Below are 15,344 nucleotides of genomic sequence, written 5' to 3' on the forward strand. Positions count from 1 at the left end.
TAAAAACTACAACGATTCAAAGGAGTTAAAGGATGAACCATTTTCAATGTGAGAGAGTTTTTTTTAGAGAACTCACCCAAAAAGATTGGATTGACGTTCATAAGTATGCATCTCAAGAGATGGTCTGCCAATTTCAGCCTTGGGGACCTAATACACAAGATGAATCACTAGCATATGTGAACAAGATTATTGAAGACACTAATCAGCTCCCGAGATCTAGATATGCTTTTGCTATAATCCTAAAGGAAAATGAAAGGATGATAGGCGTAGGAGAGATCAATATTAGAGATAGGAACAACAGAATTGGGGAAATAACCTATATTATTAACCCAGATCATTGGGGAAATGGTTATGCAACAGAAGTAGCAGAAATGTTAATCAACTTCGGATTTTGTGAATTAAAGTTTCATCGCCTCTTTGCAACCTGTGACCCTAGAAATATTGGTTCATCGAGGGTATTAGAAAAAGTGGGGATGACCAAAGAAGGACGAATTCGTGAGGGATTATGGATTAAGGACGGTTGGCGTGATTCCCTATTATTTAGTATTTTGGAACAGGAATGGGAACAAAATTAAATATCTAGGAGGATGAATTTTTGAAAAGAATCGCTATAGATATGGATGAAGTGATGGCTGATTTCATTTCAAAACACTTGAGCATCTACAATCTCCATTATAACGAAAGGTTAAGTATTGATGATTTGAAGAACTAGACTTTGGAAATTACGATCCCATTTGATTTTTGGCCTGATAATAATTTTGTGTTTTGTGGCGATAAAAGTATTATTCTTGCAGACTACTTGATTAATGATAACGTGAAGAATTTTAAACGTTTTAATGGGAAAGGAATCTTATTCACTGCCCCCTCATAATTTTCATGAAACAGACTATGATCGGGTATACAATTGGGAGGATGTTCGAAGTTATTTCCTTTGAATTAAACTAGAGCATCTGTTTCAATAGGAAAGGGGAAAGCTGCTTGGAGAAATCTTCAAACCATTCTACTAAAAGAAACTCAACCCTATTACTTTTTGGAGTAGGCATCTCAACCTTAGGGGATTTTATCTATCTGGTAGCCATCAATATCCTTGTTTTAAATTTGACTGGCTCACCAGCAGCAGTTGCCGGGCTATGGATTATAGGACCGATTGCGTCAATCCTAACCAAGTTTTGGTCGGGGAGTATTATCGATCGAATGAATAAACGCCGGCTTATGATTTTAATGGACATCATCCGTTCTGTAATTGTCGCCATAGTTCCATTTTTCAGCTCTATTTGGCTGATTTACATTTGTTTGTTTTTTCTGTCTGTTTCAAAGGCTTTCTTTGAACCTACTTCTATGACATATATAACTACATTGATACCGCAGAAACAGCGTAAGCAATTTAACTCATTTAGAAGTTTGATTACTTCAGGTGCATTCTTAGTAGGTCCCGCTATTGCTGGGCTATTGCTTCTTATTACTACTGCCAAAATCGCTATTTGGATAAATGCGGTTTCTTTTCTCATCTCCGCTATAATATTGTATTTACTTCCGAATGTGGAGGGAAAGAAAGGAAGCGAATCTTATTCTATTAATCTCAAAACCCTTCAACAGGATTGGAAGGATGTTCTTTCGTTCAGTCATAAAAATGTTTATATCGTCAAAGTCTATTTTCTAGCACAATTATTTATTGTGATTGCCCTTGGAATGGACGCACAGGAAGTCGTATTTACTCAACAAGTATTAGGCTTATCTGAAACAGATTTTGGATTGCTCATTAGTATTACGGGAATCGGATCGATTGTAGGTGCTGGGACAGTTTCCTTACTGGCTAAAAGAATGTCGATTCAAATGTTAATTGGGGCAGGGTATATGATGGTGGCGGTTGGGTATTTAATTTACGCTTTTTCATTTTCATTTTTGTCTGTTGCGATTGGCTTTATCATATTAGGATATTTTAATGCCTTTTCAAATACAGGCTTTATGACTTTTTACCAGAACAATGTTCCAGTGGATATGATGGGGAGAATATCGAGTGTGTATGGTACCTTTCAGAGTATCTTTCAAATTGTATTTATTTTATTGATTGGATTCACAGGTGAAGTCATCCCTCTACGCTATAGTGTGGTAGGAGCGTCGCTATTTATTTTATGTACTAGCATCTTATTAATCATAATGGTATACAAACCATCTCAAAAAAGATATTTTATAGAGGATGGTCATACAGAAAAGTTCACCTAGAATGAATCGATTAAATTAGAAAAAATTAAATAAAGAAGGCGATTTAATGAAACAGAGAAATCGTAATGAATTGACATCAGATATCGGACATACATCTAAGATCATTGAACAACATTTAATAAACCATTGGCTATATTTTAAAGATACACAAGACAGTAAAAGTGTGGATACTACTCACTTAAAATACATTTCCGAAAGTCCCTATTGCCGCGTGTTATTTGTTAATTGGCTTCAAAAGGACGAACAATATAAAAGATATGAAGTTGAGAAAATAATCAATAGTCGTGAGCAAGAATCCGAGCAAGTTAAGTGGATTGTTGGTCCAACATCACAACCAGCAGATATAGGAAAGACATTGGAAAGAATGGGATTCTATCACCATGAAGACTGGGTTGGGATGGAAGTAAACTTACTAACCAAGCATATTGAACTCAGTCCTCGCGAAGAATTTGAGTTCAGAATGGTTAAAACCCCTGCCGATTTAGAAAAATGGGTAGAGGTTTATGTGAAAGGTTATCAAAAACCAGCAGAAAGTAAAGAAGCGATTTTTAATCGTTTTAAACCAATTGTTTTACATAAGCAAGATGAATATCGAATGTACTTAGGGTTCTATAAAGGAGAACCAGCCGTAGTAGGTTCACTATTTTTTGATAAAGATGTTGCTGGACTTTATTGTATTGCAACAGCTCCAGAAATGAGGAGAAAGGGGTTAGCGACTGTCTACCTAAAAAATTTACTTCATGTTGCTAAAAATCACAACGCTACAAGTTGTATTTTACACGCTACAGAATCTGGTAAACCCGCGTATGAGAAGTTAGGGTTCAAGTCACATTGTACTTTTCAAGTTTATCATTTAGGCAACAATTCTTAGAGGTAAAAAAAGGATGACCTTTTACAATTTGGTCATCCTTTTTAATTGTCATGAAACATCAATAGAGAACCTATCTTTGAATCCCTTTTTACCTGCCGGAGTAACTTTAATTGCACGTGTTTTAGGTATTCGTTGAATCCAATTTAATTCAAGAAGTCTTTCCAATAGAGCATTACCTAATGCACCGGCAAGATGGAAGCGCCTTTCACTCCAATCTAAACATTTATGTGAAAATGAACGCTTTTTCTTCTTAACAATATTAAGGTCAATTTGAAATGTCTTAAAAAATTCTTCCCCTTTTTCAGTAACCGAAAAACCATTTGATTCTTCTAAAATATACCTATTATTAATGAAATAGTCGGTTAATTGAACACCTAAGTTTCCTGCGATGTGATCATAACATGTTCTTGCATAACGAATAGCTTTATCTTCTGATGATTGTTTTAGGGACTTAATTTCAACTGGTGGAGCTAAAGATAAAAATGACTCCATTACATGAGCAACTTCATGATCTTGGATTCCATAGTATCGGTGTCTTCCTTGCTTTTGAACGGAAACGACCTTTGCCTCGACCATTTTTGCTAAGTGAAAACTTGCTGTTTGCGGTTTAATTCCTGCCATATAGGATAATTCACTAGCTGTATGAAATCGACCATCTAATAAGACAGTTAATATGGTTGCCCGTGAAGTTTCACTAACAAGAGAGGCAACTTTCGCGACATTAGGATTGGCATTCATTTTAATCCCTCCAAAAATGTATTCCATACTTCGATGATAGTCGAAGTATTTGTGCATTTCAATAATATTTATATTTTCCGCCATTATTTTGAACTAGGAAAAGAGTTAGGAAAAACTTATCAATCGGAAACGTAATGACACATTTTATTAGCTGAAATTCGTGATAGAATGGAATCATATAACAAAATATTCAATCATTAGGAGGATTCTATGCAAGCAAAAATAGTAGAGAAAGAGGCTTTAACAGCCGTAGGATATTGTTGGAAGGGTACTTTTGAACAAGCTGGGGCCGGAGAAATAAGAAGCTTAATGAGTCAATTTCGTGAAAAAATGAACGAAATTCCATATTTGACCTCAAAGGAATCGATATTAGGACTATCCTTTGACGTATCAAAGGAAGGATTTACTTATTATATCTGTAGAGAAGTCCATAAAGTAGACGAGTTACCTAATGGGATGAAAGCTGTTTCGATTCCAAGTTTAACATATGCGACTTACAAGCATAGTGTAGATCAAGACATAGAAGAATCCTACTCTACTATCTATAAATGGATGAAAGAGAAAGGGTATGCTGAGGATGACAAGCAAAAATTAACTCACTTTGAAATTTATCCAATGAAATACGATCCAATGAGAGACAGACCAGAGCTTACTATAAATATTCCCATAGTTACTAAGGGAATAAAAAATGATTAGATCATATGTTTAAAATAATCATTAATTGCAAAATCGATTGGACTTATTTTGGAATAGTCAAGGTAAATGGCAGAAAAAACACCTATCTACCTGTCCTCCATAACGAATAGGAGCAAGGTCATATAGTCTTGCCTGAATGTTTATTTCTTCAGTGTAGTCACCCCACATTTATCCCTGAGAAAAGCACCCTCCTGGAATCGTAAATTATATATACGATTCCAGGAGGGTATCCTTTTCCCTATCATCTAGGTCTCTTCATTTATTTGTCAGTGTTTTATTCATATTAAATAATGACATCATTGCGGGCTATTTCATACAATATTTTTGAGGTGAAAAAAATGCCAAGAGTAAATTACCGAAGTTCAGACGTTGACTTAATGGCAAGGATGATGAGAGCTGAAGCCGAAGGTGAAGGAAAACAAGGGATGTTATATGTTGGAAATGTAATCGTTAATCGTGCTAAAGCAGATTGTTTAGACTTTAAAGATGTAAGAACAATTCGACAAGTCATTTTTCAAGTACAAGGAGGAAATTATTCTTTTGAAGCTGTTCAAAAAGGTAATCTTTTTTACAACAGAGCGAGATCTGTTGAAAAAAGATTAGCAAAAAAGAATTTGGATTATTGGAGTCAACATCCAGCGAAATATGCTCTTTGGTATTTTAATCCATATGCTCCATGTCCTCCAACATGGTATGATCAACCTTTTTCTGGTCAATTTAAAAATCATTGTTATTATGAACCAGCAGCTGGAAAATGTGACAGTGTTTATATCGGAGGTTAAGGCTTACTCTTTTTTCAATCATTGTTAGCAATAATACGATGCTTAAAATAAGTAACAAAAATTGGACAAAATTGAGATGTATTCTTCATAGTGATGATGTACATTTAATCTATGAATTAATCTTTCTAAACTATTAGGATACAATGACGGCGTTATCAGGGCAGTTTCATTGAAGAGACATGCTTGTGATAATGTCTTTTTCTTTTGCTAAGTTCTAGAGTGCATTAGATGTGTAAACAACACCTTAATCATTATGTACTGTTTCCCTGCTGGTTGGGAAAATCGATAGGATTTCCCTAGTAATGTCCCAATGAACCTGAGTTTGAATATGTATCTTTAATCCCTAACGTTGCTTTTATTTGATCTCCTTGTAGTTTTATCCTTACATCTTTCCGCTTTATTTCTTCAGAGTAGTTCACACTTTTACCCAAAAAAAACACCTCCAGTAAATCGTAAAGTATACATGCGATTCATGGGGGTTTTCTTTGCCCCGTTTATCGAAGTCTTTAATTTCCCCCTAGCATTTTTGTTATTTTATAAAAAGAAATTCATCAAAAAAATTGACGGAATTGATCGGTTGAATTAATATTAATTTTATTGAATAAAAATAAGTAATTCAATTCAATGTTGAATAAAATATTCAGAAATGTATAATGATTTGTAATCAATTGCTATTAATAGAGTAGTAGACGATATGCTAAGGAAAATATTCAATAATGAATATTTTCTTTGAATTAGGGGGGCAATAGGTTGAACAATAAAAAAATCTGGAACGAACACGAGGCAATTCTTCACTCTTTACAAGATGATATTTTAGTAACTAATACTGATGGGATTATTTTAAAGGTAAGTGAGGCAACTGGAGCACATTATAATGTGAAATCTGAAGACATGATTGGGCGGTCGGTTTATGACCTAGAAAAGGAAGGGGTCTTTACGCCAATCTTAACCCCATTGGTCATGAAGGAAAAAAAGAAAATAACGCTAGTACAAACATCTAATGAAGGAAAAAAGCTGCTTGTGACAGGGATCCCCGTGTTCGATCAAAACAATACGTTAGTGAGAATTGTGAGTTATTCCCATGATGTCACAGAATTATTGAATATGAAAAAATATTTAACGGATATGGAAGATGAAATGGAGAGAGTGAAAGGGGAACTCGAAATCCTTCGAAATCGTCATCATTACAAAGATGGAATCATTGCCAAGAGCGAAGAAATGAAAAAAGTTCTGCACCTAGCCCTACAAGTAGCTGAAGTGGATGTAAATGTATTGTTATTAGGTGAATCAGGTGTTGGAAAATCCCATATTGCCAAATTTATTCATAATAAAAGTCCAAGAAAAGCAGGACCTTTCATTGAGGTAAACTGTGGAGCGATTCCTGAATCTCTTTTCGAGGCCGAATTCTTTGGATATGAAGCAGGATCATTTACAGGTGCTAAATCACAAGGAAAACCTGGACTAGCTGAACTCGCAGAAGGAGGGACATTATTTTTAGATGAGATTGGTGAATTGTCCTTGGTGAATCAAGTGAAAATCCTGAAGTTTATTCAAGAAAAGCAGTTTTACCGAGTTGGAGGAACGAAACCAAGATTCGTAGATTTCCGGATTCTCGCAGCTACCAATAAAAATTTAGAAAAGGCAGTAGAAGAAAAAACATTTAGGGAAGACTTGTTTTTTCGTTTAAATGTTGTTCCAATAACGATTCCCCCACTAAGGAAACGAACAGAAGATATATATCCATTAATTGAGCACTTTATAAATTATTTCTCTGAAAAGTATAAACGGAAACGCAGCCTGGATGAAGGGGTACTTCATCAATTACTCTTACAGGATTGGAATGGGAATGTCAGAGAGTTAATGAATTTAGTCGAAAGAATCGTTGTCATTTCTCCAAAACACCTTATAGAAATGGATCATCTTCCAGATCGTTATTTGAAATCCTCTTCGAATTACACAGATATCGATGATAATGGTCAATCATTAACTGAAGTCTTAAATAATGTTGAAAAGCAGATCCTCTCAAAGGTAAGGAAACGATATAAAACAACTGTTCGAATGGCCAAGGCTTTAGGAATCAGCCAACCATCTGTAGTCAGAAAAATGAAAAAACACAGAATAAAATAATAAATTGGCATGATAATTGCAAGTATATAGAATGAACGGGAAAAAACGAGGGGAGAAATGAATGAATTGGACAAGGTTATTTTAATACGGTTACAGAAGTAACTGGAAAATTTCAGAAGGGGTGTTAGCTGTGGAAGTTAGTAAGTCAAAAGAAGAACCAACTCATTTACAAACAGACTCACAATCTGAGATTAAATTTCAGGATTCTTTAAGATTTATGATTCCATCCTTATTAGGGGCCTTATTGTTTTTAGTACCTGTTACATTTGAAGGGAATTGGACGATTGGGGTTGGGATATTCGCCTCTTATTTTCAAGGGGTATTTGAAGGGTTATTACCAATCTTTATGACCATGATTTTTTGTGCTTCAGCTATTATAGCAATTTATACGAAAATCTTTAAGCCTGCTTGGGTGATTAGAAATCCTTATCTTCAAGGATTGTTTTATGTAAGTACATTTTGGATCGTAATCCGCGTTATTGGCTCCATATTTGCAGTCATGACCTTAAATAATTGGGGACCCGAGTGGATTACATCTGATATTACAGGTGGAACAGTACTTTATTCATTAGTTCCAGTATTGACTACATGGTTTTTATTTGCGGGCCTGCTAATGCCACTCTTACTTGATTTTGGCCTAATGGATTTTTTCGGAACTTTGCTAGAAAAAGTGATGAAGCCACTATTTAAATTACCAGGAAGATCATCCATTGATGCCTTAGCATCATGGATGGGCAGCGGGACGGTAGGAGTCCTTATCACAACAAAGCAATTTGAAGAAGGTTATTATACAAAACGTGAAGCAGCTGTTATTGCTACTAATTTCTCTGTTGCATCGATTGCGTTCAGCCTTGTCATCGTTAGTTTTATTGAATTGGAATCAATGTTTGTTCCATTGTATTTGACCGTAGTTGTTGCAGGTATCGTCGCTGCCGTTATCTGCCCACGAATTCCACCGCTATCTAGAAAAAAAGATACTTATTATGAGCCAGTCGGCATGCAAATTTCAGAAACGGTGCCAGAAGACCAATCACGATTTCGATGGGGCTTTGAAAAGGCAGTAGAGAAAGCAGCAGAAGTCAAAAGTGTAGGAGAAGTAACGAAGAAAGGTTTTTACAATGTCTTTGATATCTGGTTTGGCTTAATTCCACTTGTAATGGCACTTGGAACATTAGCATTAATTGTGGCGGAATACACACCTATCTTTAATCTACTATCCTATCCGTTTGTACCTTTGCTAGAAATATTGCAAATTCCGCAAGCAGGAGATGCAGCACCAGCAATGATAGTCGGTTTTGCCGATATGTTCTTGCCTGCTGTAGTAGGGAGCGGAATTGAAAGTGAACTAACACGATTTGTGATTGCTGCCATGTCCTTGACCCAATTGATCTATATGTCTGAAATTGGAATCTTACTTATAAAATCGAAAATTCCAATTAGCTTTTTGGATTTATTCTTAATCTTTTTACAAAGAACGCTTATAACTTTACCTATTGTCGCCCTTATGGCCCATTTATTATTTATGTAAATTATGTTGGAGGTAGTAGAATGGAACAATCTTTTGAACAACGAATCAAAAATATGCCTAATCGACTAGCACCTAGTATGGCGAAGGATCACCCTAATTTACCGGTTGTAAAAGAAGAGGGTTGTTATTATTACGGTTTAGACGGAAGGAAATATCTTGATTTCACCTCAGGGATTGCGGTTACAAATGTCGGCCACCGTCACCCAAAGGTAGTCCAAGCCATAAAAGAAGCAGCCGACGGATTAATGCATGGGCCTTCAGGGGTCATTATGTATGACTCGATATTAAGATTAGCTGATGAACTAGCAGAGATTCTGCCAGGAGATCTTGATTCCTTCTTCTTTGCCAATAGTGGAACAGAAGCTATAGAAGGTGCGATTAAATTAGCTAAGTATGTGACAGAACGACCATATGTCATTTCATTTACAGGATGTTTTCATGGTCGTTCAATGGGAGCGTTAAGTGTCACAACTTCCAAAAGTAAATATAGAAAATTCATGCAGCCATCAGGATTAACCTACCAATTGCCCTATGCGAATGAGAGTGAATGTCCTAATGGAATAGATCCTATAAACTATGTTATCGAAAAATTAGAGAAGGATTTCGAGTCATTATTCAGCCATCAAGTAACGCCAGAAGAGGTAGCTTGTGTAATCCTAGAGCCTGTACTTGGGGAAGGGGGATATATTGTTCCACCAAAAGCTTGGTTGAAAAAGGTACGAGAAATCTGTGATCGTCACCAAATTCTATTAATCTTTGATGAAGTACAAACTGGATTTGGTCGGACGGGTCATTGGTTTGCTGCTCAAACATTTGATGTAATCCCAGACATTATGGCGATTGCAAAAGGAATTGCTTCAGGTCTCCCGCTAAGTGCCACGGTTGCTTCAAATGAGTTAATGAAGAAGTGGCCATTGGGCAGTCATGGTACAACATTTGGCGGAAACCCGATCGCATGTTCTGTCGGACTAGCAACCTTGGAAGTAATGAAAGAAGAAAATCTCTTAGAAAACACTAGAAATATGGGCGATTACGCAGTCCAACAGCTTGAAAAAATCAAAGAAAAGCATAATGTGATTGGCAGTATTCGAGCTGTCGGTTTAATGATAGGAATCGAAATTATCGATCCTTATACAGGTACACCAAATAATGATGGATTAATGAAGATTCTAAACCTGTCATTAGAAAAGGGAGTTTTATTCTACCTCTGTGGTAAGCATAGTGAAGTGATTCGAATGATACCACCTCTTACCGTTACAAAAGAACAAATTGATGAAGGATTACGGATGTTGGATGAAGCATTGACTGAGTACGAAGCCTTAATATTGAAAGACTAGCGTAATAGAAACAGAGCATTTGAGAGATTGGATGCTCTGTTTTTTTATGCTTCCAATATTGGAAATCATTTGTATTCATGAAACTTTTTAATAAAATAACCGTATACAAAGTAAACGATTTAATAGAAAAGAGGCATGAAAATGAATTATACCCTTCCTGAACCACAACAACAGATTTCGCAAGATGCAGTGAAGGTATGGAGAGTATCAGCTGTGATTACTCATGTCATATCGATCGTTATCCTTTGTATTCTATTATTCTTGGATTCTCGTTATGACTGGTATGAGTGGTTAAAACCTGTTATCTACATACTCATAGCAATCGATATCATCTATTCTATATATGGGATTGTTTTATATCCGTACTATTTACAAAAAACGTGGCGTTATGAAGTTGATGAGAGATTTATACAGCTGAAGCATGGCGCACTTGAAAGAGAGAATAGTATTATTCCGATGACAAAGGTCCAATATGTCAATACGAATCAAGGACCAATATTGAGAAAATATAATTTATGTACCATTACCATTGGAACAACGGCTTCCTCACACAAGATACCAGCCATTACAAGAGAAGCAGCAGAAGTATTAAGGACAAAAATTGCTATTTTCGCACAGATTAAAGAGGATGAATGAAATGAAGTCATCGACTGAATTAAAAACTGATAGAGCCATGATCTCTAGCCGTCTTCATCCACTTTGGATTTTATTTTCAATCATTTTGTCTATCAAAGAAATTATATTGCCAGCTTTATTTTTTTTCATCTTTCAAGCAGATTCAACAGCGTCATGGACAATTATTGGTAAATGGGGTGTTCTAGTATTTTTTATCTACCGAATGGTGTCAATTATCTTCGAGTGGTGGAATTTCAGCTATTCATTCTCGGAAAAAGAATTACAAATCGTAGATGGAAAGTTCGTTAAACATAAACGATTCATCCCACTTGAACGAATTCAAAATGTCCAATCAAATACGCATTATTTTCAACGAATCTTTGGGTTGACTTCGATAACACTCGACACAAGCGCTACGTCTAGTGACTCATCTGTCAAGTTAGCACTTATTAAACAGGCAGAAGCAGATAAAATAAAGGATTATTTAACACTTAAAGCCAGAGACGTACAATCTGGAGAAAACATGGTTTCTGAAGTGAAAAACGAAAAGGAAAGTAAAAGAAAGGTCCATTATAAAATCACAAAAAAAGAGATCATAACGTCTACCTTCACATCGTTTAGTCTTTTAGCACTGTTCCCATTATTAGTTGGTCTATTTTTTAAGATAAATGAGATCATTTCAATTGACTCTTATGCAGAAGATTTTCTGAACTACTTGCAGAAAGAATGGGTTTGGATGATTGTGACAGGACTCATTCTTATTTTGTTATCCATGTGTTTTGGCATGATGATGACCTATATACGCTATGGGAATTATCTGGTTACGACAGAAGAGGATCGAATAATCATTCAAAAAGGAGTCTTAAATCAAACAGAGCTAACCGTTTTAAAGGATAGGGTGCAGGCTGTTAAATATAATAAATCGTTTATACGAAGATGGTTCGGTATTGTCGAAGTAGAATTAGTTTGTGCAGGAGCCTTTGGAGATGAAACGATTGAATCGAATGTACTTTTCCCTTTTATTTCAGAAAGAAAAGCATTGGAATTACTGCCTGAAATTTTGCCTAACTTCACGATAGTAGAAACAATGAAAAAACTGCCTAGAGCCGCACTTTGGTTGAAGCTATTTAGACCTAGTTATTTCTGGATCATCGTAACAGCGATTTTACTATTTTTTTGGCCAGATAAATGGTATCTCTCTCCATGTTTACTGACAGTTATTCTTTTTTTAAGGAGCCAGAATTTCACTCATGGTCGTCATGGATTGGATCAATCCTATATCCAATTAAATTCGGGTGTCTTTTCAGTCGAAAAGTTTGTCACTTCAAGAAAAAAAATTGAACAATTGTCCATAACGGAATCTTGGATACAAAGAAGGGTAGGGCTATGTACATTTCAAATTGTAACAAAGGGGACACCAGTCCACCATGTAGCCATATCAGATATTCCGAGAGAAGAAGCAGAGAAGTATTATAAGTGGTATGCTGAACGGGAGTTTTAACATTATTTAAGGATTTTTTCAAAAGATTGTTGTTTTTTTAAATATAAATTTTTGTAAAAAGGTTGGTTGGAGCGGAACGCGAGCATCCTTCACTGCAACCATAACAACAATGTTACGAAAACAGCTTTATTTAAAAAGGCTAAATCATTAACTACACGATCTCTAAAATAAAGCTTAGCAAAGAGGGGAATAGTGAAAAGCGTCGAAATTATTATTATACGAAATCTATGTGAGGTTACTAAATGGGGAGAATAATAGGAGTAATCTTAATTATAATCGCGATTCCGTTCATTTTTCATGAACAAATAAAAGGATTTATCCTCGATAGGTTTAATGAAAAGGTCATTGCAGCCATTGAGGAGGATCATCAACTAATCGAAAAAAATATATTGGAAAAGTTCTATATAGAAGATGAAAAATCGATTAAGGTATCAGGAATTGAAGGGGTGTTATCGATCCCTTCCATCAATCTCGAAGAACCCATATTTCAAGGAGCAAGTGAGGAGAATTTAAAAAACGGAGTGGCATTAGTTGATGAGAATGATAGCTTTTATGAAAATAATATCACTATTGCAGGGCACAGAATGAATGCGTATGGTATCCTTTTTAATCGGCTTCATGAAGTGAAAATTGGTGATGAAGTAACGATAAAAACGAATAAAGAAACCTTAACATTTGAGGTCACAAAACGCTTTAAAGTGACTCCAAAAGAAGTCTCAGTGTTAAAGGAAACAGATGAAAAGATAATTACACTCATTACTTGTGAATCTTATAATTGGAATACGGAACAATTTGATGAACGATTGATTATTAGAGGGGTAATCAGGTAGGAAAATCCAAGTGAATAGTGGTGCTCAAATGAATGTTCAATTAAAAGTCGTTACTAGACAAAACTGGGAAGAAGCATTAACTCTAGAAGTAGAACAACATCAAAGTAAATTTGTACCTACAGTAGCCGTTTCACTTGCAAAAGTCTACATAAAACCAGATGGTGAAAATATCGAATATATTCCGTTTGCTATTTATGATCAAGAAGAAATGGTTGGTTTTATTATGCATGCCTTTGATGAAAGCACTTCTAACATGTATTGGATAAATGGATTGATCATTGATAAAAAATTCCAAGGTAAAGGTTATGGTAAAGCGGCATTAACGGAAGTTGTCAGATGGATTTCAAACAAATTTACTCAATGCAAAGAAATTCGATTAACGGTATATAGAGAGAACTATACTGGTATAAATCTATATAAAAACTTCGGTTTTGTGCCTACTGGTGAGGTATATGGAGATGAAGATGTTTGGAGATTAATCATTAAATAAAACTTTGTGAAGTTGATGGTCTTGAAGAAGATGTGAACCATCATTATTCACTAATTTAGGTTTAAGGAGGAACTGCTAATGGCAGTTCTTTTTTTATTGAAAAGTTACCTATTATGCCTGCCACAATTTAAGTCTGTTCCAAAATAAAAACATCTTAATAAAATACTAAGAAGATTTATTTCCTTATTTGTCATTTAACATAAATGAATTATGTTAAAATGAATAAGATTTTCGATTAATTATTGAGTATTAAGGAACATGGGTCTATATCGGGTGGCGTGCACATGATTTACTTTATTATTTTTATCATTTTTAATCTATTTATCTTAAAAAAACAACTTATGGAAACTTCATCAATGGCTATTGTTATGGCACTTGGAATTATTACAAATGGAGTTTTATTTAATTACATTGGAATGGATACATGGTATGTTAAATTAATTTCACTTTATTGCTTGTCCCTATGGTTGGTAATTACTTTGAATATTTTTCAGTCATTGTGTATTCGTAAGAATTTTATTGCCTTACATTTGACTGATAAGGTGAATCGTTTTGGCGTGGGGACATGGATTGCCGCGACTAATATCATTTGTATCCTGATTCATGAAGAATTTAGTCAATGGTCAATCGTGGCTAACATCTTAGGATATTGGAACCTTTTTCTTTGGCTGGTCTTTATTGGGTTTTCCTTGAAGACAATGGCGAAGTTTTTTTTCCAGCCCATTGAGAAGGTGCACGGAGTGATCCTTTTAACAACGGTAAGTACACAATCTATCGTGGTGATGAACAGTCAATTAAATCTGTTTAGCGTCGTCCTTAATAAACTTTTCATTGTCACAGGAATCCTTTTTTACTTGTTTTGTCTATATTTAATTATAAAAAGGTATTTAAAGGTTAAATGGATGCTTGAAACGGATTGGAAGAACACAAATTGTATTATACATGGTGCTCTATCGATAACGGGTGTTGCTTGTTCGTTTACACACAGCTTTTCTTCGATGGTCATGATCCTCTGGTTTATTGTTTGCTTTCTTTTTATTTTCATAGAATCGATAGAGGTTATCAGACTGTTAAAAAGGATGAATAAATTTGGATTCAGGATGGCATTTATGATCTATGATACTTCTCAATGGAGCAGGATCTTTACCTTTGGGATGTTCTATACATTTACCATTTTTCTAAAACCAACTTCTACTCTTGTAATGGATATTAAAGAAGGAATTATTAATGTTGGGATATGGGTTATTTTTGTACTATTACTGTTTCAAATGTTCCTTTTAACAAAACAAGTTACTTTACAGGTTAAAACAATAAGGAAAGATCCACATTCAATGGAAATGTAAGGAATATTGATTGGACTATTTTGAAGGAGCTGCATATAAGCGGCTCTTTTTTATGTAGTACTCAATCTGTATTATTGAGAAAAACCATGAAGTTAGACGATATTAATTAAAAGATTTTAAGCCATTTTAGGAAAATTTTCATTAAGCATCAACTTAATTTACAAATTAAAGTATAATTCGACATATTTCTATTATTATTAGAATATTCAAAATAAAATTACTAGATAAATTTTTTGCTAGAATACGAGTCAGGAGGGGATTTA

General features: G+C 35.0%; 16 protein-coding genes. 14 read left to right on the forward strand and 2 right to left on the reverse strand.

Annotated elements, in window-relative coordinates:
• Nucleotides 1-32: 32 nt before the first annotated feature.
• The 4 genes from JOC86_RS00970 to JOC86_RS00985 all read left to right on the forward strand — a co-directional run bounded on the left by JOC86_RS00970 (nt 33) and on the right by JOC86_RS00985 (nt 3,094).
• Complete coding sequence (locus JOC86_RS00970; RefSeq protein WP_205167918.1) at nt 33-575, forward strand: GNAT family N-acetyltransferase; 543 nt, start codon at nt 33-35, stop codon at nt 573-575.
• Nucleotides 576-760: 185 nt separating this feature from the next.
• Nucleotides 761-871: a 5' nucleotidase, NT5C type gene (locus JOC86_RS25120; RefSeq protein ID WP_338021727.1), complete on the forward strand. Its 111-nt coding sequence runs from the start codon at nt 761-763 to the stop codon at nt 869-871.
• A 107-nt stretch (nt 872-978) separates the two neighbouring features.
• Nucleotides 979-2,223, forward strand: a complete 1,245-nt coding sequence (locus JOC86_RS00980; RefSeq protein WP_205167919.1) for an MFS transporter — start codon at nt 979-981, stop codon at nt 2,221-2,223.
• Nucleotides 2,224-2,269: 46 nt separating this feature from the next.
• Nucleotides 2,270-3,094 carry a GNAT family N-acetyltransferase gene (locus JOC86_RS00985; RefSeq protein ID WP_205167920.1) on the forward strand — a complete coding sequence of 275 codons (825 nt, stop codon included), beginning with the start codon at nt 2,270-2,272 and terminating at the stop codon, nt 3,092-3,094.
• Between the two features lie 48 nt (nt 3,095-3,142).
• Here the strand turns inward: JOC86_RS00985 and JOC86_RS00990 are convergent, their stop codons facing one another.
• Nucleotides 3,143-3,832, reverse strand: coding sequence for an ArsR/SmtB family transcription factor (locus tag JOC86_RS00990; protein WP_205167921.1), 690 nt, complete (start codon nt 3,830-3,832; stop codon nt 3,143-3,145).
• Between the two features lie 210 nt (nt 3,833-4,042).
• Between JOC86_RS00990 and JOC86_RS00995 the strand changes: the two genes are divergently transcribed.
• Together JOC86_RS00995 and JOC86_RS01000 are read left to right on the forward strand one after the other, a co-directional pair.
• Nucleotides 4,043-4,528, forward strand: a complete 486-nt coding sequence (locus JOC86_RS00995; protein ID WP_205167922.1) for a GyrI-like domain-containing protein — start codon at nt 4,043-4,045, stop codon at nt 4,526-4,528.
• Between the two features lie 338 nt (nt 4,529-4,866).
• Nucleotides 4,867-5,310 carry a cell wall hydrolase gene (locus JOC86_RS01000; protein ID WP_205167923.1) on the forward strand — a complete coding sequence of 148 codons (444 nt, stop codon included), beginning with the start codon at nt 4,867-4,869 and terminating at the stop codon, nt 5,308-5,310.
• A 296-nt stretch (nt 5,311-5,606) separates the two neighbouring features.
• Here the strand turns inward: JOC86_RS01000 and JOC86_RS24880 are convergent, their stop codons facing one another.
• Complete coding sequence (locus JOC86_RS24880) at nt 5,607-5,741, reverse strand: hypothetical protein (RefSeq protein ID WP_275583353.1); 135 nt, start codon at nt 5,739-5,741, stop codon at nt 5,607-5,609.
• 319 nt (nt 5,742-6,060) lie between these two features.
• On the opposite strand from JOC86_RS24880, the gene JOC86_RS01005 reads away from it, so the two are divergent.
• The 8 genes from JOC86_RS01005 (at nt 6,061) to JOC86_RS01040 (ending at nt 15,081) form a co-directional block, all read left to right on the forward strand.
• Nucleotides 6,061-7,437, forward strand: coding sequence for a sigma-54 interaction domain-containing protein (locus JOC86_RS01005; protein ID WP_205167924.1), 1,377 nt, complete (start codon nt 6,061-6,063; stop codon nt 7,435-7,437).
• Nucleotides 7,438-7,654: 217 nt separating this feature from the next.
• Nucleotides 7,655-8,965: a YjiH family protein gene (locus JOC86_RS01010; protein ID WP_205169916.1), complete on the forward strand. Its 1,311-nt coding sequence runs from the start codon at nt 7,655-7,657 to the stop codon at nt 8,963-8,965.
• Between the two features lie 20 nt (nt 8,966-8,985).
• The gene (locus tag JOC86_RS01015; RefSeq protein WP_205167925.1) at nt 8,986-10,302 is read left to right on the forward strand and encodes an aspartate aminotransferase family protein; all 1,317 of its coding nucleotides are present in this window, start codon (nt 8,986-8,988) and stop codon (nt 10,300-10,302) included.
• Nucleotides 10,303-10,443: 141 nt separating this feature from the next.
• Nucleotides 10,444-10,938 (forward strand): PH domain-containing protein, encoded by a 495-nt coding sequence (locus JOC86_RS01020; RefSeq protein ID WP_205167926.1) that lies wholly within the window; start codon nt 10,444-10,446, stop codon nt 10,936-10,938.
• A gap of 1 nt (nt 10,939) precedes the next feature.
• Nucleotides 10,940-12,418: a PH domain-containing protein gene (locus tag JOC86_RS01025; RefSeq protein WP_205167927.1), complete on the forward strand. Its 1,479-nt coding sequence runs from the start codon at nt 10,940-10,942 to the stop codon at nt 12,416-12,418.
• Nucleotides 12,419-12,660: 242 nt separating this feature from the next.
• On the forward strand, nt 12,661-13,248 hold the full coding sequence (locus JOC86_RS01030) for a class D sortase (RefSeq protein ID WP_205167928.1): 588 nt from the start codon (nt 12,661-12,663) through the stop codon (nt 13,246-13,248).
• Nucleotides 13,249-13,276: 28 nt separating this feature from the next.
• On the forward strand, nt 13,277-13,738 hold the full coding sequence (locus JOC86_RS01035; protein WP_205169919.1) for a GNAT family N-acetyltransferase: 462 nt from the start codon (nt 13,277-13,279) through the stop codon (nt 13,736-13,738).
• Between the two features lie 284 nt (nt 13,739-14,022).
• On the forward strand, nt 14,023-15,081 hold the full coding sequence (locus JOC86_RS01040) for a TDT family transporter (RefSeq protein ID WP_205167929.1): 1,059 nt from the start codon (nt 14,023-14,025) through the stop codon (nt 15,079-15,081).
• Nucleotides 15,082-15,344 lie beyond the last annotated feature (263 nt).

Source organism: Rossellomorea pakistanensis (assembly GCF_016908495.1).
GTDB lineage: Bacteria > Bacillota > Bacilli > Bacillales > Bacillaceae_B > Rossellomorea > Rossellomorea pakistanensis.

What these genes read in the sequence shown, in the direction of transcription:
- JOC86_RS00970 (WP_205167918.1), top strand. Translation starts at nt 33, where the DNA reads ATGAACCATTTTCAATGTGAGAGAGTTTTTTTTAGAGAACTCACCCAA.
- JOC86_RS00985 (WP_205167920.1), top strand. Translation starts at nt 2,270, where the DNA reads ATGAAACAGAGAAATCGTAATGAATTGACATCAGATATCGGACATACA.
- JOC86_RS00990 (WP_205167921.1), bottom strand. Translation starts at nt 3,832, where the DNA reads ATGAATGCCAATCCTAATGTCGCGAAAGTTGCCTCTCTTGTTAGTGAA.
- JOC86_RS00995 (WP_205167922.1), top strand. Translation starts at nt 4,043, where the DNA reads ATGCAAGCAAAAATAGTAGAGAAAGAGGCTTTAACAGCCGTAGGATAT.
- JOC86_RS01000 (WP_205167923.1), top strand. Translation starts at nt 4,867, where the DNA reads ATGCCAAGAGTAAATTACCGAAGTTCAGACGTTGACTTAATGGCAAGG.
- JOC86_RS01010 (WP_205169916.1), top strand. Translation starts at nt 7,655, where the DNA reads ATGATTCCATCCTTATTAGGGGCCTTATTGTTTTTAGTACCTGTTACA.
- JOC86_RS01015 (WP_205167925.1), top strand. Translation starts at nt 8,986, where the DNA reads ATGGAACAATCTTTTGAACAACGAATCAAAAATATGCCTAATCGACTA.
- JOC86_RS01020 (WP_205167926.1), top strand. Translation starts at nt 10,444, where the DNA reads ATGAATTATACCCTTCCTGAACCACAACAACAGATTTCGCAAGATGCA.
- JOC86_RS01025 (WP_205167927.1), top strand. Translation starts at nt 10,940, where the DNA reads ATGAAGTCATCGACTGAATTAAAAACTGATAGAGCCATGATCTCTAGC.
- JOC86_RS01030 (WP_205167928.1), top strand. Translation starts at nt 12,661, where the DNA reads ATGGGGAGAATAATAGGAGTAATCTTAATTATAATCGCGATTCCGTTC.
- JOC86_RS01035 (WP_205169919.1), top strand. Translation starts at nt 13,277, where the DNA reads ATGAATGTTCAATTAAAAGTCGTTACTAGACAAAACTGGGAAGAAGCA.
- JOC86_RS01040 (WP_205167929.1), top strand. Translation starts at nt 14,023, where the DNA reads ATGATTTACTTTATTATTTTTATCATTTTTAATCTATTTATCTTAAAA.